Source organism: Gemmatimonadota bacterium, assembly GCA_016714015.1.
Lineage (GTDB): Bacteria > Gemmatimonadota > Gemmatimonadetes > Gemmatimonadales > Gemmatimonadaceae > Pseudogemmatithrix.
This window is the reverse complement of sequence record JADJNZ010000001.1, coordinates 38,729-61,221: the sequence shown is the minus strand read 5'-3', so window position 1 is coordinate 61,221 and position 22,493 is coordinate 38,729. Positions and strand designations below refer to the sequence as shown.

The 22,493-nt window shown below is 70.5% G+C and carries 22 protein-coding genes and 1 other RNA gene; 19 read left to right on the top strand and 4 right to left on the bottom strand.

What is annotated here, in order from left to right; genetic code table 11:
* Positions 1–138 precede the first annotated feature (138 nt).
* Complete coding sequence (locus IPJ78_00280) at positions 139–1,404, top strand: glycosyltransferase (GenBank protein ID MBK7904978.1); 1,266 nt, start codon at positions 139–141, stop codon at positions 1,402–1,404.
* Here the strand turns inward: IPJ78_00280 and IPJ78_00275 are convergent, their stop codons facing one another.
* Positions 1,405–3,396, bottom strand: coding sequence for a response regulator (locus IPJ78_00275; protein MBK7904977.1), 1,992 nt, complete (start codon positions 3,394–3,396; stop codon positions 1,405–1,407).
* 104 nt (positions 3,397–3,500) lie between these two features.
* Here IPJ78_00275 and tal point away from each other — a divergent pair, with 104 nt between their 5' ends.
* From tal to IPJ78_00220, 11 genes are all read left to right on the top strand, one after another.
* Positions 3,501–4,625 carry a transaldolase gene (gene tal, locus IPJ78_00270; protein MBK7904976.1) on the top strand — a complete coding sequence of 375 codons (1,125 nt, stop codon included), beginning with the start codon at positions 3,501–3,503 and terminating at the stop codon, positions 4,623–4,625.
* 63 nt (positions 4,626–4,688) lie between these two features.
* Positions 4,689–6,059 (top strand): pyruvate kinase, encoded by a 1,371-nt coding sequence (gene pyk, locus IPJ78_00265; protein MBK7904975.1) that lies wholly within the window; start codon positions 4,689–4,691, stop codon positions 6,057–6,059.
* Positions 6,056–6,835 carry an MBL fold metallo-hydrolase gene (locus IPJ78_00260; GenBank protein MBK7904974.1) on the top strand — a complete coding sequence of 260 codons (780 nt, stop codon included), beginning with the start codon at positions 6,056–6,058 and terminating at the stop codon, positions 6,833–6,835. Before pyk ends, IPJ78_00260 begins: the two co-directional genes overlap by 4 nt.
* On the top strand, positions 6,832–8,211 hold the full coding sequence (locus IPJ78_00255) for a glucose-6-phosphate isomerase (GenBank protein MBK7904973.1): 1,380 nt from the start codon (positions 6,832–6,834) through the stop codon (positions 8,209–8,211). Before IPJ78_00260 ends, IPJ78_00255 begins: the two co-directional genes overlap by 4 nt.
* Positions 8,212–8,317: 106 nt before the next feature.
* Positions 8,318–9,739: a class II fructose-bisphosphate aldolase gene (locus IPJ78_00250; GenBank protein ID MBK7904972.1), complete on the top strand. Its 1,422-nt coding sequence runs from the start codon at positions 8,318–8,320 to the stop codon at positions 9,737–9,739.
* Between the two features lie 70 nt (positions 9,740–9,809).
* Positions 9,810–10,697: a hypothetical protein gene (locus tag IPJ78_00245; GenBank protein ID MBK7904971.1), complete on the top strand. Its 888-nt coding sequence runs from the start codon at positions 9,810–9,812 to the stop codon at positions 10,695–10,697.
* Positions 10,698–10,710: 13 nt separating this feature from the next.
* Complete coding sequence (locus IPJ78_00240) at positions 10,711–11,073, top strand: YtxH domain-containing protein (protein MBK7904970.1); 363 nt, start codon at positions 10,711–10,713, stop codon at positions 11,071–11,073.
* Between the two features lie 26 nt (positions 11,074–11,099).
* On the top strand, positions 11,100–12,035 hold the full coding sequence (locus IPJ78_00235; protein ID MBK7904969.1) for a YihY/virulence factor BrkB family protein: 936 nt from the start codon (positions 11,100–11,102) through the stop codon (positions 12,033–12,035).
* A 50-nt stretch (positions 12,036–12,085) separates the two neighbouring features.
* A complete protein-coding gene (locus IPJ78_00230; GenBank protein MBK7904968.1) occupies positions 12,086–13,057 on the top strand; it encodes a threonine aldolase family protein in 972 nt (323 codons plus the stop codon).
* Complete coding sequence (locus tag IPJ78_00225) at positions 13,054–13,743, top strand: sensor histidine kinase (protein ID MBK7904967.1); 690 nt, start codon at positions 13,054–13,056, stop codon at positions 13,741–13,743. The genes IPJ78_00230 and IPJ78_00225 overlap by 4 nt, the downstream gene beginning before the upstream one ends.
* Positions 13,740–14,381 (top strand): response regulator transcription factor, encoded by a 642-nt coding sequence (locus IPJ78_00220; protein ID MBK7904966.1) that lies wholly within the window; start codon positions 13,740–13,742, stop codon positions 14,379–14,381. The genes IPJ78_00225 and IPJ78_00220 overlap by 4 nt, the downstream gene beginning before the upstream one ends.
* Positions 14,382–14,436: 55 nt before the next feature.
* On the opposite strand, the gene cbbX is transcribed toward IPJ78_00220, so the two are convergent.
* The 3 genes from cbbX to IPJ78_00205 are packed head-to-tail and all read right to left on the bottom strand — an operon-like array spanning position 14,437 to position 17,250.
* Entirely contained in the window at positions 14,437–15,357 is a 921-nt protein-coding gene (cbbX, locus tag IPJ78_00215; GenBank protein MBK7904965.1) for a CbbX protein, read from the bottom strand.
* A complete protein-coding gene (locus IPJ78_00210; protein MBK7904964.1) occupies positions 15,354–15,782 on the bottom strand; it encodes a ribulose bisphosphate carboxylase small subunit in 429 nt (142 codons plus the stop codon). Before IPJ78_00210 ends, cbbX begins: the two co-directional genes overlap by 4 nt.
* 10 nt (positions 15,783–15,792) lie before the next feature.
* A complete protein-coding gene (locus tag IPJ78_00205) occupies positions 15,793–17,250 on the bottom strand; it encodes a form I ribulose bisphosphate carboxylase large subunit (GenBank protein MBK7904963.1) in 1,458 nt (485 codons plus the stop codon).
* Positions 17,251–17,524: 274 nt separating this feature from the next.
* Between IPJ78_00205 and ffs the strand changes: the two genes are divergently transcribed.
* The 7 genes from ffs (at position 17,525) to IPJ78_00170 (ending at position 22,491) form a co-directional block, all read left to right on the top strand.
* Positions 17,525–17,620, top strand: an RNA gene (gene ffs / locus IPJ78_00200) — signal recognition particle sRNA small type.
* A gap of 130 nt (positions 17,621–17,750) precedes the next feature.
* Positions 17,751–19,547 carry a DNA polymerase III subunit gamma/tau gene (gene dnaX, locus IPJ78_00195; GenBank protein ID MBK7904962.1) on the top strand — a complete coding sequence of 599 codons (1,797 nt, stop codon included), beginning with the start codon at positions 17,751–17,753 and terminating at the stop codon, positions 19,545–19,547.
* 105 nt (positions 19,548–19,652) lie between these two features.
* On the top strand, positions 19,653–19,967 hold the full coding sequence (locus IPJ78_00190) for a YbaB/EbfC family nucleoid-associated protein (GenBank protein MBK7904961.1): 315 nt from the start codon (positions 19,653–19,655) through the stop codon (positions 19,965–19,967).
* 3 nt (positions 19,968–19,970) lie between these two features.
* Positions 19,971–20,558: a recombination protein RecR gene (recR, locus tag IPJ78_00185; protein MBK7904960.1), complete on the top strand. Its 588-nt coding sequence runs from the start codon at positions 19,971–19,973 to the stop codon at positions 20,556–20,558.
* Between the two features lie 42 nt (positions 20,559–20,600).
* The gene (locus IPJ78_00180; protein MBK7904959.1) at positions 20,601–21,086 is read left to right on the top strand and encodes a roadblock/LC7 domain-containing protein; all 486 of its coding nucleotides are present in this window, start codon (positions 20,601–20,603) and stop codon (positions 21,084–21,086) included.
* 12 nt (positions 21,087–21,098) lie between these two features.
* Positions 21,099–21,776, top strand: a complete 678-nt coding sequence (locus IPJ78_00175) for a GTPase domain-containing protein (GenBank protein ID MBK7904958.1) — start codon at positions 21,099–21,101, stop codon at positions 21,774–21,776.
* Between the two features lie 28 nt (positions 21,777–21,804).
* Positions 21,805–22,491, top strand: a complete 687-nt coding sequence (locus tag IPJ78_00170; protein MBK7904957.1) for a CDP-alcohol phosphatidyltransferase family protein — start codon at positions 21,805–21,807, stop codon at positions 22,489–22,491.
* The last annotated feature ends 2 nt before the right edge of the window (positions 22,492–22,493 follow it).

The following is a 22,493-nucleotide window of genomic DNA, read 5'->3' as shown; positions in this document are numbered from 1 at the left end:
CTGATCCGCGACATCCTCTGGACGAGCGATCACCTCGCGCTCATCTACCTCGCGCTGCTCAACTCGGCGTACGCGGTGCTCCTCCTGCTCTCCATCCCGGAGCTCTGGAAGCACTGGCGGCTCGCGGCCGACGAGCACCTGCAGCGCCTGCTCGCGACCGAGGCGTTGCCCCCGCTCAGCCTGCTCGTGCCGGCGCACAACGAGGAGGTCACCGTCGGGTCGAGCCTCCTCTCGTTCCTCACGCTCGAGTATCCGCACCTCGAGGTCGTCGTGATCAACGACGGCTCGGTCGATGCGACGATGGCCGTCCTCATGAAGGAGTTCGACCTCTACCAGGTGCCGCCGGCCTTCGCGATCGCGGTGCCGACCGCGCCGGTGCGGGCCTACTACCGCTCGCGGCTCCACTCGCGGCTGCTCGTCATCGACAAGGAGAACGGCGGCAAGGCGGACGCGCTCAATGCGGGCATGAACGCGGCGCGGCACCCCTTCGTCGTCGCGGTCGATGCCGACACGATCATCGAGCCCGACGCGCTGCTGCGCCTTGCGCGCCCCTTCCTGCTCAACCCCAACGTCGCCGCTGTCGGCGGGACGATCCGCGTCGCGAACAACTGCACGGTGGAGTTCGGGCGCGTGACCGATGCGCGCGTCGATCCCCGCTGGCTCCCCGGCTGCCAGGTGGTGGAGTACCTCCGCGCCTTCCTGTTCGGCCGCATGGGGCTCAACGCGCTCGGTGCGAACCTCATCATCTCCGGCGCCTTCGGCCTCTTCCGCAAGGAGTACCTGCGCGCGATCGGCGGCTACCGCACCGGCAACGTGACCGAGGACATGGACCTCGTCGTCCGGCTGCACCGGTGGCTCCGCGAGAAGAAGATCGACGCGCAGCTCCCGTTCGTGCCCGACCCGGTCGCGTGGACCGAGGTCCCCGCGACCGTGCGCGTCCTCGCGCGCCAGCGCGAACGGTGGCATCGCGGGCTCATCGCGACCCTCTGGGAGCACCGCGTGATGCTCCTCAACCCGAAGTACGGGCGCATCGGGATGATCGCGATGCCGTTCTACGTCTTCGGCGAGATGCTCGCGCCCGCGGTCGAGGTGTTCGGCGTGCTCGCGCTCGGCCTCGGCATCGCGATCGGGGCGGTCGACGCGCAGTTCGCGTTCCTCTTCCTCGGCGTCGCCATCGGCTACGGCATGCTGCTCTCGCTCTGGGCGATCGTGCTCGAGGAGCTGAGCTTCCGGCGCTACCGCCGGCGGCGCGACTTCTTCCGGCTCCTCGGCTTCGCGATCATCGAGGGGATCGGCTACCGGCAGCTCACGGTGCTCTTCCGGATGCTCGGGTACTTCCGCTTCTTCCGCGGCGTGGAGACCTGGGGACGCATGCCGCGCGAGGGGATCGGGCGCGCCGGCTGATCACCGCGCGGCGGCGATCTCCTTCTTGAGCCGCTCGACGAGCACCGCCTCGGAGTCGCGCGTCTTCACATAGGCGTCCGCGGCGCGGATGCCCGACTGCCGCAGCTCCTCGGCCGAGTACTCACGGGCCGAGAAGAGCAGGGTGGGGAGCTTCCGGAGGCGCGGGTCCTGTCGGAGCTTCCGTGAGAAGGTGAAGCCGTCCATTCCCGGCAGCTCGAGGTCGAGGATGATCGCGGCGACGACCTCGTGCTCGAGGAGCTCGAAGGCGGCCTCGCCGCTCGCGACGGCGATGGGGCGCGCGATGGGGGAGACGAGGGCGATGAGCACCTCGCGCATCGAGGCATCGTCCTCGATCAGGAGCACGGCCCGCCGCGGGTCGATGGGCGCGGGCACCTCCGCGGTGCGCACCTCCAGCGCCGGGAGCCAGACGGTGAACGTCGTCCCCCCGCCGTCGGCGGCCTCGAACCCGATGCGTCCGCCATGCTGCTCCACGATGCCGCGCGCGATGTTGAGGCCGAGCCCCGTGCCGCCGCTCCGACGCTGGTCGGCGCCGCCCGCCTGCTGGAAGCGCCCGAAGATGCGCGGCGCGAACTCCGCCGGGATCCCCGGGCCACGGTCGCGTACGCGGATGGCGATGCCCTCGGCTTCCGGCGCGAGGGCGACATCCACGCTCGCGCCGGCCGGCGAGAACTTCACGGCATTCGAGACGAGGTTCGTCAGCACCTGCGTGATCCGGTCCGGATCGCCGAGCAGGTCGGCGTCGACGGGGCCGCTGGTGAGGGTGACCGTCACGTCGTGCTCGCGGGCGAACGCCTCCAGCGTCCCGAGCGTCTGTTCCACGATCGGACGGAGTCGGAGCGGTTCGCGGCGCAGCGGCGACTCGCCCGCATCCATCTTCTCGACGTCGAGGATGTCGTTGATGAGACGGATGAGCCGTTCGGTGTTGGTCATCCCGATCTGGAGCAGTTCCTTCGCCTTGGGCGGGACCTCGCCCGCCTTGCCCGCCAGGATCAGGCCGATCGCGCCACGCATGGAGGTGAGGGGCGTGCGCAGTTCGTGGCTCACGGTCGACACGAAGTCGCGCTTGAGCCGCTCGAGCTCCTTCAGGCGGACCACGTCCTCCTTGAGCTGGCGCTCCCGCTGCTCGGTCGAGGCGGCGAGGGCCCCGAAGGTACGAGCGAGCACCGCCATCTCGCGGTTGGGCGCGGTGTCGGCGTCGGGGAAGCGGACTTCCGAGTACCGGCCGGCGTCGATCGCGCGCGCGGCGGTGACGACCTGGTCGAGCGTCGCCGCGACCAGGCGCATCAGCAGGGTGAGCAGGAGCAGCAGGACGACGAGGCCACCGGTCGAGGTGAGGAAGGTGCTCAGCTCGTCCCGGGTGGCGGCCTCGTCGGCGAGGATCTCGGTGGACTGCACCTGTTCCCGGATCACCTGCTCGAGGTCGCGCTGCGCGTCGAGCAGCCGGTCCGTGAGCGCGATGCTGCGCCAGAGTCCGTCGCGGGCCGCGCCGGGCGCATCGAAGGCGGCGGCGCCACCGCTCGCGCGCCGGGCGAGGTCGGGGGCGACCGCCGAGTCGCGCCAGAGGGCGAGACGGTCGCGCACCTCCTGCAGGTGGGCCTCGACGACGGCGGAGGCGTTCGTCTCGAGCAGACGGGCGGCGTCGAGTTCGAAATCGATGCTGTCCATCTCGAAGTGTGCGATGAACCGCGCATCCCCCAGGAGGAGGTAGGCCCGCTCGTCCCGCGACATCTCCGTCAGGGTGCGCCCGAGCCGGCTCGTCAGCACCTCGGCCCGCTGGAGCCGCACGAGGTCGGCGTTGCGCGCGAGGGCGGCGTCCTGCTGCCGCTCCGCGTCGGCCCGGGAGGCGAGGAACCAGGACAGCCCGACGAGCATGCCGATCACCAGCAGCTGCGCGGTGAAGGGGAGCGCGCGCCAGAGTCCGAGTGGCGTCCGAGGGCGGTCCGGTCGGGGGGCGTGGTGCGTCGGGGGCATACACCACGGACTCACGAAACCCTCATGAGGGCACAGCCACGCGATGGGGTCCGCCGTGGTAAATTGCGCCGACCGTCGTTCCCTCCGTCCGACCTCCCCCCGACATGACCCCGACGCCGCTCCACGCCCTGCACGCCGCCGGCCAGTCCATCTGGCTCGACTACATCGACCGCAGCATGCTCGGCAGCGGCGAGCTGCCACGCCGCATCCGCGACGACGCCCTCACCGGGATGACGTCCAATCCGACGATCTTCGAGAAGGCGCTGGCGACCGGGACCGCCTACGACGCGCAGCTCACGGCGCACGCGGGCACCATGGGGGCATGGGCGCTCTTCGAGCTCGTCGAGACCGACGATGTGCGCGTGGCGTGCGACGCCTTCGCCGGCGTGTACGCGGCCTCGGGCCGCACCGACGGGTATGTCTCCATCGAGGTCTCGCCCGGCTCGGCGCACGACGCGGCGGCGACGATCGAGGAGGCGCACCGCCTGTGGAAGGCGGTCGACCGGCCCAACGTGATGATCAAGGTCCCCGGCACGCCCGAGGGCTGCATCGCGCTCCGACGCCTCATCGCCGACGGCCTCAACGTGAACGTGACCCTGCTCTTCGCCGTCGACGCCCACGCGCGCGTCATCGAGGCGTACCTCGCGGGCCTGGAGGACCGGGCGGCGCGCGGCGGCGACCTCTCGCACGTCGCCTCGGTCGCCTCGTTCTTCGTGAGCCGGGTGGACAATGCGATCGACGCGCGGCTCGAGTCGCTCGCGGCCGCGGGCACGATCGGCGCCGACCGGCTCGCGGCGCTCCGCGGGAAGGCCGCCATCGCCAACGCCAAGCGGGCCTACCGTCTCTTCCGCGAGCGGTTCAGCGGGCCCCGGTGGGCGGCCCTGGCGTCGAAGGGAGCGCAGCTCCAGCGGCCGCTTTGGGCGAGCACGAGCACCAAGAACCCGGCCTACCGCGACGTCCTCTACGTCGAAGAGCTCGTCGGTCCCGACACGGTGAACACGATGCCGCCGGTGACGCTGGAGGCGTATCGCGACCACGGCATCACGCGGCGGTCGGTCGACGCGGATCTCGCCGCGGCCGACGCGGTCCTCGACGAGCTCGCCGGGCTGGGCATCGCGCTCGACGCGGTGACCGACCAGCTGCTGGCCGAGGGACTCGCCTCGTTCCGGAAGTCGTTCGACACGCTCATCGCCGGTATCGAGACGAAGACCGCCGCCCTGGCGAAGTAAGCCCCACCCTCAGCATCCCCCCACGTGCCCGTCCGTCCCGATATCACGAAGATCGTCTGCACCATGGGTCCCGCGTCGGCCAACCCCGACGTGATCCGCAAGCTCATGCTCGCCGGCATGAACGTCGCGCGCCTCAACTTCTCGCATGGCACGCATGAGGCGCACGCGCGCACGGTCGCGACCATCCGCGGCATCGCGCAGGAGCTCGGCAAGCCGGTCGCGATCCTCGGCGACCTGCAGGGGCCGCGCATCCGCATCGGCCTGCTCAAGGAGCCGCGGCAGCTGGTCGAGGGTGACGCGCTCGTGCTCGCCCCCGAGGAGGTCGCCACCGGCGACGAGATCCCCGTCACGTACGACGACATCGCCAAGGACGTGCAGAAGGGCGGCACCATCCTCGTCGACGACGGCCTCCTCTCGATGCAGGTGACCGGCATCGATGGCGTCCGCGTCGCGGTGAAGGTGCGCTATGGGGGGCTCCTCAAGTCGAACAAGGGGATGAACCTCCCCGGCATCGACGTCTCGGCCCCCTCGCTCACCGAGAAGGACCGCGCCGACATCCCGTTCGCAATCGAGCAGGACCTCGACTATCTCGCGCTCTCGTTCGTGCGGCGCCCCGAGGACATCGAGGAACTCCGCGCGCTGCTCCCCAAGGGGATGCTCATCGTCGCGAAGATCGAGAAGGACTCGGCGCTCGCGCGCATCGAGGACATCCTCAAGGTCACCGACGCGGTGATGGTCGCCCGCGGCGACCTCGGCGTGGAACTGCCGTTCGAGGAGGTCCCGCTGCAGCAGAAGCGGATCATCGGGCTCGCGGCGCGCTACGGACGTCCGGTGATCACCGCGACGCAGATGCTCGAGTCGATGATCCAGAACCCGCGGCCGACGCGCGCCGAGGCGAGCGACGTGGCCAACGCGATCCTCGACGGCACCGACGCCGTGATGCTCTCGGCCGAGACCGCGGCCGGACTGCATCCGGTGCTCGCCGTCGAGGCGATGCGCCGCATCGCGAGCGCGGCGGAGGAAGCGCCGGTGCTGCGCGGGCAGGGGATCGACCGCGTGACGCCGGGCTCGGCCTCGGTCGAGGAGACGATCGCCTCGGCGACGGTGACCGCGGTGCGCCTGCTCGGCGCCCAGACGATCGTGGTCATCAGCAAGAGCGGCGCCTCGGCGCGCGTCGTCGCGGCGCGGCGGCCGGGTGTGCGCATCGTCTGCCTCACGGACAACCAGCGCACCTATCGGCAGCTCGCGATGGTGTGGGGGGTCGTCCCGCTCCTCGTGCCGCACTGCGACACCTACGAGCAGATGGCGGCGATCGCCCGCGCCAAGCTGGTCGAGCACGGCTTCGCCAGGCCGGGCGACCGGATCGTCGTGACCGCGGGCGTGCCGTTCGACACGCCCGGCACGACCAACCAGCTCAAGGTGGAGACGGTGTGAGGCTCACCTTCCTCGGCACGGGGACCTCGTTCGGCGTCCCGCAGGTGGGATGCGGGTGCGCGGTGTGCCGGTCGGAGGATCCGCGCGACAAGCGGATGCGCATCGGCGCGATCGTCGAGGGGAAGGGGACGCGCCTCCTCCTCGACACGCCGCCCGAGCTGCGGCTGCAGCTCATCGCGGCCGGCGTCGACCGCGTCGACGCAGTGCTCTTCACGCACGACCATGCTGACCACACGCACGGCATCGACGACGTGCGCCCGCTGTCGGTGCGGGGGGGCGCGCTGCCGATGTACGGCCCCGCCGAGACGCTGGTCGCGCTCAAGCACCGCTTCCCGTACGTGTTCGACTCGACGGTGAAGCCGATCCCCGGGACCAGCAAGCCGGAGGGGGCGCTGCATGCGCTCCAGGCGGGTGTGCCGGTCCTGATCGGCCAGCTCGCGGTGACGCCGGTCGAGGTCCCGCACGGCCGCGCCCGCGTCTTCGGGTATCGGATCGGTCCCCTCGCGTACGTCACCGACGCGAAGGATCTCCCCGCCGAGGCGATCGAGGTCCTGCGCGGCGCGGAGGTGCTCGTGCTGAATGCGCTCTTCCGCCGTCCGCATCCGACGCACCTGTCGGTGAGCGAGGCGGTCGCGGCCGCGCGGCGCGTGGGCGCGGCGCGGACCTACCTGATCCACCTGACGCACGAGACGGCGCACGCCGACCTCGAGGCCGAACTCCCCCCCGACATCCGGCCCGCGTACGACGGGCTGACCGTGGAGATCCCTGACGCATGACCATCCAGCTCGACGTCTCCGGCATGCTCGCGCGCGCCGTGCCGCACGGCGCCTCGCCCGATCGCATCACGTCCCTCGCCCCCCGGCTCGCCGCCGCGCACGCGGGTCTGATGGCGGACGTCGCGAAGGGCATCCTGGGGTTCCGCGAGTTCGAGGCCCAGGCGGCGGAGCGTGCCCGGATGCAGGCGTGGGCCGCCGCCCACCGCGAGGGGCTCGAGGATGTCGTCGTGCTCGGCATCGGCGGGTCGGCCCTCGGTGCCGTCGCGCTCCGCACCGCGCTCCTCCCGCGTGACTGGAACGCGCGCACCAAGGCGCAGCGCGGCGGACGGCCGCGCCTCCATGTGCTCGACAACGTGGACCCGCGTTCGGTGCGCGGGCTGCTCGAACTCGTCGACCTCCCGCGCACGCGCTTCCTCGTGATCTCCAAGTCGGGGAGCACCGCCGAGACGATGTCGCAGTACGTGCTCATCCGCGAGCGGCTCGCCGCGGCGGGGATCGCCGCGAAGGATGCGCTCGCATTCGTGACCGACCCTGCCAAGGGGGTGCTGCGCCCTATCGCGAACGCGGAGGGGATCCCGGCGTTCGAGATCCCGCCGAACGTCGGCGGACGCTTCTCCGTGCTGACCCCCGTCGGCACGCTCCCGGCGGCATTGCTCGGCCTCGACGTCGATGCGCTCATCGCCGGCGCGACCGCGATGCGCGATCGTTGCGCGAACGACCGATTCCGTGACAACCCTGCGCTGGCCTTCGCCGCGCTCCAGTGGCGCGCGCACCTCGAGGCCGGACAGGGGATGCACGTGCTGATGCCGTATTCGGACGCCTTCCGCGATCTGGCCCCTTGGTTCGTGCAGCTCTGGGCCGAGTCGCTGGGCAAGCGCACCGGGGATGGCCGGCACGTCGGCCCGACGCCGATCGTCGCGGTCGGCGCGACCGATCAGCATGCGCAGGTGCAGCTGTTCATGGAGGGGCCGGCGGACAAGACGGTGACGTTCCTCGACGTCGAGGAGCCGGAGGGCGGAGAGCTGCTCATCCCGCGGGACGGGCCGGCCGAGCTGGCCTATCTCGGGGGGCACGGCTTCGCCGAACTGCTCCGCGCGGAATGCCGGGCGACGGCCGGTGCGCTCGCCACGATGGGGCGCCCGACGATGACGCTGAAGGTCACCCGCGCCGACGCCTGGCATCTGGGCGGCCTCTTCATGCTGTTCGAGCTCGCGACGATCTACGCGGGCCAGCTCTACGAGGTCGATCCGCTCGACCAGCCCGGCGTCGAACTCGGCAAGCAGCTCACGTACTACCAGTTCGGACATCCCGCGTGGCAGAAGATGCAGGCCACGTGGGACGCGCTCCCGCCCGCCGACCCCGATTGGGTGCTCTAGCCGCGCGCAGCGCGTTGCCTCGCTCCCCGGCCGTGGGCAGATTCCCACGGTCGGCATCACCGCGGCGCCCGGGCGTCGCGTCCCCCCTCCTGCCCTGACCAATCGCATGTCCGCTTGTCCCGCCTCCGTCCGCAGCGCGCTCGGCGCTGCGATCGCCCTCGATGCCGGTACCGTGCGCGTCACGGACGCCTCCGCACTCGCGTCGCCCCTCATGGACGGGCTCGTCCGGCTCGCGGTCTTCGGCACCGAGGCCGAGAAGGAGTGGGCCCGCTGGGTGATCTGGGAGGCCGCGCGCGCGGTCGGGACCTTCTCGGCCTCCATCCACGACTTCTACATGGCGCGTGGCCGGGGCGAGGTGAAGGGCGTCACGGTGCCGGCGATGAACATCCGCGGTGCGACGTACGACACCGTGCGCTCGGTCTACCGCACCGCGCTTCGCCTGGACGGCGCGGCCATCATCCTCGAGATCGCCCGCTCGGAGATCGCCTACACCGAACAGCGTCCTTCCGAGTACGTCGCGGTGATCCTCGCGGCAGCACTGCGAGAGGGATACCGCGGGCCGGTCTTCGTGCAGGGTGACCATTTCCAGGTGAACGCCAAGAAGTACAAGGTCGATGCGGCGGCCGAGGTGGCCGCGGTGAAGGCGCTCGCGACCGAGGGCGTCGCGGCCGGCTTCTACAACATCGACCTGGACACGTCGACCCTGGTCGACCTCTCGCACGCGACGCTCGCCGAGCAGCAGCGCCTCAACTACGAGGTGGGGGTGGAGCTCACGCGCCACGTCCGCGCGCTCGAGCCCGCGGGCGTGACGATCTCGCTCGGCGGCGAGATCGGCGAGGTCGGGACCGAGAACTCGACGGTCGCCGAGCTGCAGGCGTTCATGGACGGCTACAACGCGACCCTGCAGGCGAAGGCCCCGGGGATGGTGGGGCTCTCGAAGATCTCGGTGCAGTCGGGGACCTCGCACGGCGGCGTCGTGCTCGCCGACGGGTCGATCAAGGACGTCGCGCTCGACTTCAAGACGCTCGAGGACCTCTCGCGGGTCTCGCGCGAGCAGTACGGGCTCTCCGGGGCCGTGCAACACGGTGCCTCGACGCTGCCCGATGATGCCTTCTACCATTTCCCCCGGACCGAGACCGCGGAGATCCACCTCGCGACCGGGTTCCAGAACATGATGTACGACCTGATGCCGCCGGCGCTCCGGGCCGAGATCTACGAGTGGCTTCGCGTGAACGCGGCGGATGAGCGGAAGGCGGGCGATTCGGACGAGCAGTTCTTCTACAAGACGCGGAAGAAGGCCTTCGGGCCCTTCAAGCGGCAGCTCTGGGACCTCCCGGCCGATCTGCAGGCGCGGATCGCCGCGGCCTACGACGCGAAGTTCACCTTCCTGTTCGAGAATCTGGGGGTGAAGGGAACAGCGGAGGCGGTGCGGCGGTACGTGAGGGGGCCGGCCATCCAGCGACCGGCGCCCGGCACGGGCGGTCCCGCGGTCGAAGCCGCACCCGACGATGCCGAAGCGGGCGAGTAGGATGGTGGGGCGTCCGCCCCACCCGTGCCCCCCCACGCGCGAAGCAGCGCCCAGAACGGAGAAGGTTCGTATGCGGAAGTTCATCCTGGCCGGTGCCCTGGCGGTGGTCGCCACGGGCTGCGTGTCCAAGTCGGAGTACGACAAGCAGCTGCAGCAGGTCGCGGCGATCTCGTCGGAGAAGGACTCGCTCCTCAAGGAGGTCGTGGCGACCTCGCAGTTCATCGCCGACGTCAACGGCGAACTCGACAAGGTGAAGAGCGGGCAGCCGGTCGTGAGCGCCACCGGCGAAATGGAGCAGATGTCGCCGACGCAGGCGCGGCAGGCGCTCGCCGACCGCGTGAAGGGGCTGACGGAGCGGCTCCGCGAGTCCGAGGAGCGCCTCGCCCAGAGCCGGCGCCGCGTCGGCCAGATCACGGCGACCAACGCCACCATGACCGCGCAGATGGCGTCGTACGACTCGACCATCAAGCAGTTCCAGTCGATCATCGACAACCAGAAGGCCGAGATCGTCGCACTCCTCGACCAGGTGAGCGCGCTGACGTCGGAGAACATGGCGCTGCGCGAGACGAACACCCAGCTGGAGACGCAGCGCGCCGCGCTCAGCGAGCAGACGGCGATGCTGACCACGGAGCAGAACACCGTCTATTGGGTCGCGGGCAAGAAGGATGACCTGCTCAAGCGCGGCATCATCGAGCAGCGCGGCGGCATGCTCGGCATCGGGAAGACGCAGGTGCTCGCCCGGACGCTCGAGACCGGGGAGTTCACCTCGATCGACCGGCTGAAGGTCGTCGAGATCACCCTGCCCAACCCGGCCAAGTCGTACCGCATCATCACCACGAATGACATGACGGGCTTGGATGCGGCGCCCGCCGACGGCAAGTTCAAGGGGAGCATCCGGATCTCCTCTCCCGAGGTCTTCTGGCGCTCGTCGAAGTTCCTCGTCCTGATGGAGCTCTAACCGAGAGGGAGCAATGGCGGAGCAGAGCGGCAGCGAACCCACCGTGGTGGTCGAACGGCGGTCGGGCGGCGGGATCGGCCTCTTCATCCTGGGGGTCGCCGTAGGCGCCGGGATCGCCCTGCTCCTTGCTCCGCAGTCGGGCGCCCAGACGCGGCAGGACCTGCGTCGCGGCGCCCGGCGCCTCCGCCGGAAGGCGCGCGTGGTGGTCGACGACGCGCGGGAGCAGGCGGAGGAACTGGTCCGCACGACCTCGTCCGCGGCACGCGACGTCGCGCGTGACGTCGCGCGCGAGGCGCGTGAGGTCCTCGAATCCCGCCTGGCGAAGCACGGCCGTGGCGCCTCGCCTGATGCCGACGCCGAGGACGCCCGCGTCTGAGGGCGCTCTGGCGCTTCCTCGCCGATGTGGTCCGGCGCGCCGACGCGGATGATGCCCTCTTCCTCGCCGGCGGCGTCGCGTTCAACGTCCTGCTCGCGGGCATCCCGTTCCTGCTGCTCCTCGCCGCCGGGCTCGGCTTCATCCTCGACCAGTCCACCGACGCGGCCGCGAAGGTGCTGCAGGCGACGCTCGAGAACCTGCTGCCCGCCGCCGGCGCGGATGGCGGATCGATCCTCGACCCCATCCTCGCCGACGTCGTGCGCACCCGCGCGCTCGTCGGGGTCGGCTCCGCGCTCGCGTTCATCTGGTTCGCGATGCGCCTCTTCACGACGCTCCGTGCGGTGCTGGCCTTCGTCTTCATGCACGGGCGCGATCGCGGCTATTTCCACGGCAAGCTCGTCGACCTGAACCTCATCCTCGTCTCGGTGCTGCTCATGACCGCGTGGGTGAGCATCAGCGCATGGCTCGTCGTCACGAGCGGGCGCGTGGGCGCGCGGCTCGAGGCGTCCGGATTCCTCGAGAACGTCGCCGGTGGGCTCGAGATCGGGCTGCTGCGGTTCTTCGCGCTCCTCGTGCTCGCGGGGATCTTCGTGGCGCTGTATCGCTGGCTCCCGCGCGCCCGCACGCCCTGGCGCCCCTCGCTCCTCGGCGCCGCCGCCGCGACCGGTCTCTTCGAGTTCGCGCGCTGGCTCTTCGCCGAGATCTGGCTCCGGTATCCGCCGTCGTCCGTGTACACCGGGACGCTCGGTGCGATCTTCATCGTCATGTTCTGGACCTACTACGCGGCGCTGATCTTCGTCCTCGGGGCCGAAGTCGCCCACGTGCTGGAGATGCATCTCGTCTCGCGCGGTGACCTGACGCCGCGGTCCTCGCTCACGGCCGAGTTCAAGACCACCGCCGAGGCGCGCGCTGCCGGCGCGCGCGACCTCGCCATCCCCACCCGCAAGACCCCCGCTCCGTGACCGCTCCGATCGATCTGCGCAGTGACACCGTCACCAAGCCCACGCCCGCGATGCGCCGGGCCATGGCCGAGGCCGAGGTCGGCGATGACGTCCTCGATGGCGACCCGACCGTCCGCCGGCTCGAGGCGCGGGTCGCCGAGCTGCTCGGCAAGCCGGCGGCGCTCTTCTTCCCCACCGGCACGATGGCCAACCAGGCGGGGCTCTGGCTCCTCGGCGAGCCGGGCACCGAGGTCTACTGCCACGACGACTCGCACATCGTGAACTGGGAGATCGCCGGCACCGCGGCGCTCGCCGGGCTCCAGGTGCGCGTCGTGCGGGGAGGGCCGGTGATGGACGCTGACGCGCTCCGCGCCGCCTTCAGACCCTACTCCGTGCACGCGCCCCGCGCGTCGGTCGTCTGCGCCGAGAACACGCACAACGGGGCTGGCGGCATGGTGACGCCGCTGGCGCGGCTCCAGGCACTGCAGGAGACGGCCGCATCGAAGGGACTGCCGTTGCATCTCGACGGCGCACGGCTCTGGAACGCCCACGTGGCGACGGGGACGCCGCTCGCCGACTTCGCCGCCTGCGCGGCGACGGTGATGGTCTCGTTCTCCAAGGGGCTCGGCGCGCCCGTCGGCGCCGCCCTCGCGGGCGATGCAGGCCCGATGCGGCGCGCGTGGGAGGTGCGCAAGCGCTTCGGCGGCGGGATGCGACAGTCCGGGATCCTCGCGGCCGCGGCGCTGCACGGCCTCGAGCACCACCTGCCGCGGATGCACGAGGACCATGCGCGCGCGCGGCAGCTCGCCGCCGCGCTGGCGGACATCCCGGGCACCCGCGTCGTCCCGCCGGACACGAACATCGTCATGATCGACCTGCTCGACGGTCTCACCTCGGCGCAGGTCGCCGCGCGCGCCCGCGCCGCCGGCGTGCTCGTGACCGAATGGCACGACACGCGCGTGCGCTGCGTGCTGCACCTCGACATCGACGATGCCGCGCTCCGCCGGGCGTCGGCGGTGCTGGCCGGAGCGCTCGTCGCGTGAGCGCCCTCGACGAAGGGCGCGCGGGCGACGCGTCGCTCCGGCTGCTCGCGGCCGGCGAGCGCGAGTTGCAGCGGATCGTGCTCGACATGCACGACGGGCCCGTGCAGGACGTCTTCGCCGCGCTCTCGCACCTGCAGGTGCTCACGCGCGACCTCGCCGACCGCCCCGCCGACCAGCGGCGGGCGACGCAGGCCGTGCAACTGCTCGAGCGCGCGCTCGGCGAGGTGCGCACGCTCATCGGCGTCTTCCGGCCGCCGGGCTTCGAGCGTCGTGACCTCGGGGCCATCCTCGAGGGACTGACCGTCCAGCATGAAGCGATGACCGACCAACCCGTGGAGATCACCATGGCCGCCGACCTCGGCGACTGCGCGTTGCCAAGCAAGATCGCGCTCTATCGCATCCTGCAGGAGGCGCTCGCGAACGGATTCCGGCATGCGAAGGCGACGCGGCAGACCGTGAGCGTCGAGCGGCGCGGCGAGCACGTGCAGCTGACCGTGAGTGACAACGGCCAGGGGTTCGAGGCCCCGCCGGTGCTGAAGGCCGAGGAGGGCGTGGGCGTCGAGGGCGGGCACTTCGGTCTCCGGGGCATCCAGGATCGCGTCGCGATGCTCGGCGGGACCTTCGCGCTCGACAGCACGCCGGGGCAGGGCACCGTGCTGCGCGTCGTCGTCCCGGCGGTCCTGTGACCGCCCCCATCCGCATCGTGCTCGCCGACGATCACGCGATCGTCCTCGAGGGACTGCGCGCGCTCGTCGAGGGCGAGACCGACATGGAGGTGACGGGCGCGACCACCGACGGCAAGGCGGTGCTGGGGCTCGTCGCGTCGCTCGCGCCGGACGTCGTGGTGCTGGACTACGAGCTCGGCGGCATCCACGCGACCGACATCATCGCGCAGTTGCGCGACCGGCCGGAACGACCGCGCGTGCTCGTGCTCACCGCGTACCACGATGGCGAGACGATCCGCTCGGTGCTCGAGAGCGGCGCCGAGGGGCTCGCGCTCAAGACGGCCTCGCCGCAGCAGACGCTCGCGGCGATCCGGCAGGTGGTGTCAGGCCAGCTCGTCTTCCCGCAGGCCGCGCGACGCTGGCTCGAGGCGCGCGGGGCGCGCAGCGGCGCCGACGAGCTCACCGCGCGCGAACGCGAGGTCTGGGGCCTCATCGCCGAAGGGCGCACCAACGTGCAGATCGCGGCGCAGCTCTCGCTCTCCGAGAACACCGTGAAGTTCCACGTGCAGCACCTGTTCCAGAAGCTGGGCGTGAAGAACCGGACCGAGGCCGCGCTCAGGCATGGCAAGTCCGGCCGACCGGGCACACCGCTGCGCTGAGCGCGACAGCGCCAGCGAGGCGCGGTCGCGCGTGGGAGACGCAGGACGACAGCGCTCAGCCCCCGCGGAAGACGCGGCTCTGCAGGATGTCCGTCGCGTCGAGTCGCCGCAGTTCGTCCACCGGGATGCGTCCGCCGTTCGCGAGCAGCCGACTCGCCTGCCGAAGCTTCGCGCGGTCGATCGCGTTGCGGATGCTCCGCGCGTTCGCGAAGTGGGGCTGCGCCGTGCGCTTGTCGATGTACGCGCGGAAGGCCGCACGGGAATCCTCGTCGAACGCGTATGCCTGCTGCGCCAGGATGCCCTCGGCGATCGTGAGGAGTTCGTCGGCCGTGAAGTCGGGGAACTCGAGGTGGTGCGCGATGCGTGAGTGGAAGCCCGGGTTCGACCGGAAGAAGGTCTCCATCCGGTCGCCATAGCCCGCGAGGATCACGACGAGATCGTCCCGATGGTTCTCCATCACCTGGAGGAGCATCTCGATCGCTTCCTGGCCGTAGTCCCGCTCGTTCTCGGGGCGATAGAGGTAGTAGGCCTCGTCGATGAAGAGCACGCCGCCCATCGCGCGCTTGACGACCTCCTTGGTCTTGGGGGCCGTGTGCCCGACGTACTGTCCCACGAGATCGTCTCGCGTCGCGACCACGAGGTGACCTTTCCTCACGTAGCCGAGGAGATGGAGGATCCTCGCCATGCGCATCGCGACGGTCGTCTTGCCCGTGCCGGGCCGCCCGGTGAAGCTCATGTGCAGCGTCGGGCGTTCGGTCTCGAGCCCGTGCACCTCCCGGAGCTTGCCGAGGAGCAGGAGTCCCGCGATCTCGCGGACGCGCCGCTTCACCGGGCCGAGCCCGATCAGGTCATGCTCGAGCTCGGCGAGCGCCTCGGCGACCGGCGTGTGGCGTACCGCCTCGTCGATATCGACGAAGCCGGCCGCCGCTGCCCCCGCGGCTGCTCCCGCCGCCGGATCGACCGTCGGATCGCTCACCGGCCCTCGGTGTACCGCTCGCCCTGGGGCCGATCGACCGCGTAGCTGTGCGTCGTGTAGCGGATGCGGCGGTCCGCCCCCTCTTCGCGCGCGAGGCGGAAGCCGGGTTCGTGCTTGGGGCGTTGCACGAGGAAGCTGATCGCGGTCGTCTGCCGGCCGAGGCGACGGTCGTACCCGCTCACCCGCACGTACACGTGCGGGTTGGCCTTCCGGCAGGCGTCGATCTCGAGCATCACCGCGGCCGCGTCCTTGGCCTCGAACATCGGGAGGCCCCACATCTCCCAGTAGACGTTGCGCGGATGCGGGTCGTCGGTCCACTCGACCGAGACGGGCCAGTCGTTGTCGAGGCAGTACTGCACCTGCGCGCGGATCTCGGCGTCGGTGAGATCCGGGAGGTACGAGAAGGTCCCTTGGGTCACGCGCATCGATCCGTCCTCAGTAGGTGGGCGTGACGACGACGTCGGGCACGTCGGTCGACTCGAAGTTGAACGAGATGTCCTTCCAGATCTCGAGGGCCTTCTTGAGCGATGGCGACCACTTCGCCGCGGCGGCGAGGATCTCGGGCCCCTCGTTGAGGAAGTCGCGGCCGGCGTTGCGTGCCTGGATCATCGCCTCGACGGCGACGCGGTTGGCGGTGGCACCGTCGGCGATGCCGTCCGGGTGCCCGATCGTGCCGCCGCCGAACTGCAGGACGACGTCCTCGCCGAGGAGGTGGAGCAGGGTGTGCATCTGTCCGGCGTGGATGCCGCCGCTCGCGACGGGCATCACGGCCGGCATCGAGGCCCAATCCTGCTCGAAGTAGAGACCGATCGACGGGTCCGCGGCGACCTTGTCGTCGCGGAGCGTGTGGTAGTAGCCCTTCGTCGTGGCCGGGTCGCCCTCGAGCTTGCCGACGACGGTGCCCGCATGGATGTGGTCCACGCCGGCGAGCCGCATCCACTTGGCGATCACGCGGAACGAGACCCCGTGCGTCTTCTGCCGCGTGTACGTCGAGTGGCCGGCGCGATGGAGATGCAGGATCACGCCGTGCTTGCGGCACCACTTCGCCATCGACTGGATCGCCGTGTACCCGATGGTGAGGTCGATCATGACGATGACGCTGCCGAGGTCCTTCGCGAACTCGGCGCGCTCGTACATGTCCTCCATCGTGCCGGCGGTGATGTTGAGGTAGTGCCCCTTGATCTCGCCCGTCGCGGCCTGCGCCTTGTTCACCGCCTCCATGCAGAAGAGGAAGCGGTCGCGCCACCGCATGAACGGCTGCGAGTTGATGTTCTCGTCGTCCTTCACGAAGTCGAGGCCACCCTTGAGGGCCTCGTAGACGACGCGGCCGTAGTTGCGCGCCGAGAGCCCGAGCTTGGGCTTGGTCGTCGCGCCGAGCAGCGGGCGGCCGTACTTGTTGAGGTACTCGCGCTCCATCACGATGCCGTGCGCGGGGCCCTGGAAGGTCTTCGTGTAGTGCGGCGGGATCCGCATGTCCTCGAGGCGCAGGCTCTTGAGGGCCTTGAAGCCGAAGACGTTGCCGATGATCGAACTGGTCAGGTTCGCGATCGACCCTTCCTCGAAGAGGTCGAGGTCGTAGGCGATGTACGCGATGAACTGGTCGGTGCCGTGCACCGGCACGACGCGATAGGTCTTGGCCTGGTAGTGCTCGTGGGCGGTGAGGCGATCGGTCCAGACGACCGTCCAGGTCGCGGTCGACGACTCGCCGGCGATCGCGGCGGCGGCCTCGACGGGGTCGACGCCCTCCTGCGGGACGAACCGGAAGGCGCAGAGGATGTCGGTCGGCTTGGGCTCGTAGTCGGGCTGGTAGTAGCCCATCTCGGCGTAGGGAGCCACGCCGGCGGCCCAGCGGGAACGGGGTGCGTCGCCGTGCCCGGCGCTCTTGCCTGCCATGTCAGCAGCTCCTTGTCCCGCCCGCGGCGGATGGGGGGCGGGGAGCGCAGGCGGACGGGAGCCCCCCGCCCCCGCCGCCGCGCAACTGAGTCTCGCGCTCGATTCCCTGAGGAGTCGCTCAGCTGGGAGGCAGTCTAGGACGCGTCACGCCCCGGCAGAACGCCTATCGGGATGGAGGCGAGCCACCCGACCGGGTGGCTCGCGCCCCGTAGTATCGAGGAATCCGACGGCGCTGCGTTGTCCACGCCGCCCTCTCCCGCTATCCTTCTGGTGTTCCAGGTCCCGGGGGGCTTCGGCCCGCCAACTCCGCCAGGGCCGAAAGGCAGCAACGGTACGTGGTGTCCGTCGTCGCTCCGTCAGGCCTGGAACACTCGCGCGGGTGAGCACGCATGTGCTCCCCGCGCGTTGCATTCCCGGCGGCGCACGACGGGGGCACGGCCGCCGCGCGGCGGTGCGCGATCGCCCTCACGCCACCCCGCCGCCGAGGCTAAATTCCCCGCATGTCCCTCGCGCTCGCCCGCAAGTACCGCCCGCGCCGCTTCGCCGATGTCGCCGTCCAGTCGCACGTCGCGAACACGCTGCGCAACGCGATCTCCGGCGACCGCCTCGGCCACGCCTACCTCTTCTGCGGTCCCCGCGGCACGGGCAAGACGACGCTCGCGCGCGTGCTCGCGATGGCGCTCAACTGCGAGGCCCGGCGCGAGGATCGCGAACCCTGCGGCGAGTGCGCGTCCTGCACCCGCATCTGGTCCGGTGGCGCGTCGCTCGACGTGGTCGAGATCGACGCCGCGTCCAATCGCGGCGTTGACGATGCCCGCGAGCTCCGGGAACGCGCCATGTACGCGCCCTCCGGCGAGGACCGGTACAAGGTCTACATCGTCGACGAAGCGCACATGCTCACGCGCGAGGCCTGGAATGCGCTCCTCAAGATCCTCGAGGAACCGCCGCCGCGCGTGATCTTCGTCTTCGCGACGACGGAGCCGAACAAGATCCAGCAGGCGGCCGCCCCCGTGCTGTCGCGCATGCAGCGCTTCGACCTCAAGCGCATCGGCCCGGCCGACGTGCGCGCGCGCCTCACGGCGGTGCTCGAGGCCGAAGGACTCGCCGCCCAGCCGGACGCGCTCGCGATGCTCGCGCGCGCCGCGGACGGCTCGATGCGCGATGCGCTCTCGCTCACCGACCAGGTCCTGTCGCTCGGCGGCGGCACGCTCACCGCGGAGCGCGTGCGCGAGGCCCTCGGGCTCGTGCACGAGGACGAGCACCTCGCGCTCCTCGACCTCGTCGCCGAACGCCGGGCCGCCGACGTCTTCACCGCCGTCGCGCGCCTCGCCGATCACGGCGTGGACTTCTCCATCCTGCTCGCCGACTTCGCCGACCTCCTGCGCGCGCAGCTCGCGATCGTCCTCGGCGGCACGATGCCGGACCTGTCGGACCGGTTGAAGGAGGAGCTGCCGAAGCGCGCGAAGCACTTCACCGCCGGGGACCTGCTCCGCATGCTCAACCTCGTCGTCGAGGTGGAGCCGCACCTGAAGCGCAGCGGCCAGCAGCAGATGCTCTTCGAGACGTTGCTGGTCCGGTTCGCGCTCCTCGACCGGACGATCGACCTCGAAGCGGTCCTGCGCGGCGTCGCCGCCGGCGGAGGGAGTGGGGGCGCGGGCGGTGCCGGTGCGCCGACCGCGCGTCCGGCCGTCCAGGCCGCGGCTCCTGCGCCCGTCGTCCCGGCGGCCGTGTCCGCACCGGTGTCAGCGCCCGCGCAGCGCATCGCGGCCCCGCCGCCGCCGGCGGCGCGGGTGAGCGAGCCGGCGCCAGCGCCGCCGCCACGCCGCGCCGCGTCGCCGGGCGCGTCCGCTCCAGCTCCCGCGCCCGCCGCCGAGGTCGCCGACCGGCCCGCGCCCCGGCGCGACCTGCTCGCCCTCGACATCAATCGCGTCGCCGAGCATTGGGACGCGATCGTCGACAGCGTCAACGCCGAGCATCGCGCGCTGCTGCTCTCGAGCACGCTCGCGCACGCGACTCCCACGGCGGTCACGGCCAGCGGGACCGTCACGCTCACGGTGGAGTCCGATGCGCACGCCGACATCATCACCGGCGGCGAGGCGATCATCCTCGGGGCCCTCAAGCGCCGCTTCGACGGCGTGCAGAAGGTCGTGGTGAAGGCGGTCGCCCCGGAGGGGGAGCGCGCGGTGCGTCGCCTGAACGAGGGGGCGGTGAAGGCGGACCGGATGGCGATGCTCCGCAAGCAGTCGCCGATGCTGGACGCCGCCGTCGACGCGCTCGACCTCGAGCTCATGGACTGAGCTGCTCCCCGAGGTGGGGGGGCGGCAGGATTGCCGGCGGTCGGTCCCGACGCCTAACTTATTCGGATTGCACAACTTCGACCGCGCGGCGGGCTCGTGGATCTCATGAAGATGATGCAGCAGGCCCAGCAGATGCAGGGCAAGCTGCAGGAAGTGCAGGAAGGATTGGGGCGGCTCACCGTCACCGGATCGGCCGGCGGCGGGCTGGTGACCGTCGAGGCGGATGGGCGCGGCGCGGTGAAGCGCGTCTCCATCGACCCGAAGGTCGTGAACCCCGCCGACGTCGAGATGCTCGAGGATCTCATCGTCGTCGCGCTGCAGGAGTCGCAGAAGAAGGCGAAGGACGCGGCCGACGAGGAGATGAAGAAGGTCGCGGGCGGACTGGGGCTCGGCGGGTTGCCCTTCAAGCTCCCGTTCTAGCGCGTGTCGGCGATCGACGACCTCGTCACCGAGCTGTCGCGGCTGCCGACGATCGGTCGGAAGTCGGCGATGCGGCTGACGTACCATCTGTTGCGGCAGCCGCCGGAGCAGAGCAAGCGCCTCGCCGAGGCGCTCGTGACGTTGGCGGAGAAGGTCCGTCCCTGCTCGGAGTGCTACAACCTGACCGAGTCGGAACGGTGTGCGCTGTGCGCGGACCCGCGGCGGGACCGGACGGTGGTGTGCGTGGTGGAGGAGGCGTCGGACATCCCGTCGATCGAGCGGACGGGCGAGTATCGCGGGCTCTATCACGTGCTGGGAGGCCGCCTCGCGCCCCTCGACGGCGTGGGGCCCTCGGATCTCACGGTGGCGGCGTTGGTGACCCGGGTCACGCAGGGCGGGGTCCGGGAGGTCATCGTGGCGACCAACCCGAAGCTCGAAGGCGAGGCGACGGCGCTGTATCTTCAGGAGCAGTTGCGGCCCTCCGGCGTCGCGGTGAGCCGGCTGGCGCGGGGCCTCCCCGTGGGTGGGGACCTCGAGTACGCGGATGGCGTGACCATCGTGCAGGCGCTCTCCGCGCGCCGGGCGATGTGAAGCGGGACTGAACGGGCGATGACCCTCGAATAGGACGGGAGCATGGCGGTCGGCTCGGCAAGCTGGTCATTCACGGAAGAGGACTTCAACGCGATCACGCATGCGTTGAACAAGTTCCTCGGCGAGACCAACGCGCGGTGTGCGCTGCTGGTCGACCGCTCCGGGCAGCTCGTGGCGACGGTCGGCGAGGCGCCGACGTTCGATCCCACGGCGTTCGCGACGCTCACCGCCGCCGACTTCTCCGCGAATGCCCAACTCGCGCAGCTCATCGGCGAGAGCGACTTCAACTCGCTCTTCCACCAGGGCGAGAAGGAATCGATGTACCTCGCCGACGTCGCGAAGCGCGTCATCCTCGTCGCGCTGTTCGACAACCGGACCACCCTCGGCCTCGTCCGTCTCCGGATCAAGGACACCGTGCTCGAGCTCACCAAGCTGTTCCACGAAGTGTTCACGCGCGGCAAGTCGGCAGCGCAGCAGCCCGGCCTCCTCGCCGGTGCTGATGACGAGATCGACCAGCTGTTCGGCTAAGGGAGAACGCGCATGTCGATGATCAACTACGCCTCGCGTGAGATCAACTGCAAGATCGTGTACTACGGTCCTGGTCTCGGCGGGAAGACGTCCAACCTCGAGCATGTCTACGGCAAGGTGAAGCCGGACACGCGCGGCAAGCTCATCTCGCTGGCAACGGAGACCGAGCGCACGCTGTTCTTCGACTTCCTCCCCGTCGACCTCGGGACGATCCGCGGCTTCAAGACGCGGTTCCACCTCTACACGGTGCCGGGGCAGGTCTACTACAACGCCTCGCGCAAGCTCATCCTCAAGGGCGTCGACGGGATCGTCTTCGTCGCCGACTCGCAGGTGGAGCGCATGGAGGCGAACCTCGAGGCCATGCAGAACCTGTACGACAACATGGCCGAGTACGGGTACGACCTCACGAAGATGCCGTTCGTGATCCAGTACAACAAGCGCGACCTCCCCAACGCCGCGCCGCTCGCCGAGCTGCAGGCGACGCTCAACCCGGGGTGGGAGGTCACCGACCCGGCCAAGCAGAAGGTGACGCCGGACCAGTTCCACCCCGGGGAGCAGATCATCGAGCAGCTGCCGACGGGCGAGTGGGTCGAGCGGGCGCATTACTTCGAGGCGGTCGCCGTCACCGGCGACGGCGTGTTCGACACCCTCAAGGCGGTCAGCAAGCTCGTGCTCAAGACGCTGGCGTGAGCCGGCGACCCCGCAGGCGCCACTCCGCGTGAACCTCCCGAACACGATCTCCGCCGCGCGCATCGTCGCGTCGCCGTTGCTCGCCATGCTGCCGTTCGTGCAGTCGGTGCCGGTGCGCGTCTTCGCGTTCGTCCTCTACCTGGTCACCGCGATCTCCGACCACTGGGACGGGAAGATCGCGCGCGCCCGCGGCCTCATCACCGACCTCGGGAAGATCCTCGATCCCCTCGCCGACAAGCTCCTCCTCGTCGGCACGTTCATCCCGATGTTCATGCTCCAGGGCCATCCCGAGGACCTGCTCCTCAACGCCCTGCCGGCGATCGCCGAGCGGTCGGCGTATCCCTTCACGACGTGGGGCCTCGAGGCGTTCTGGTTCCCCTGGTGGGTCCTCGTGCTCATCGTCGGGCGCGAGGCCTTCATGACCTGGTTCCGGAGCTTCGCGCAGGCACGCGGCGTGGTCATCGCGGCGCAGCGGCTCGGCAAGTGGAAGGCGGGCTTCCAGTACACCTGGATGGGAGCCTCCTACTGCTGGTTCTGGCTCAAGCTCCTCTACGACGAGCAGGGATGGCATGGGCCCATCGCGATGTTCTGGGCGCGACTCCTCGGTGGCATCGGGACGATCACGCTCGCCGTCGCCTTCCTGCTGACGCTGATCTCCCTCGGCGATTATCTCGTCAAGCACGGCAGCGTCTTCACGGTCCCCAAGAAGGCGTAGGC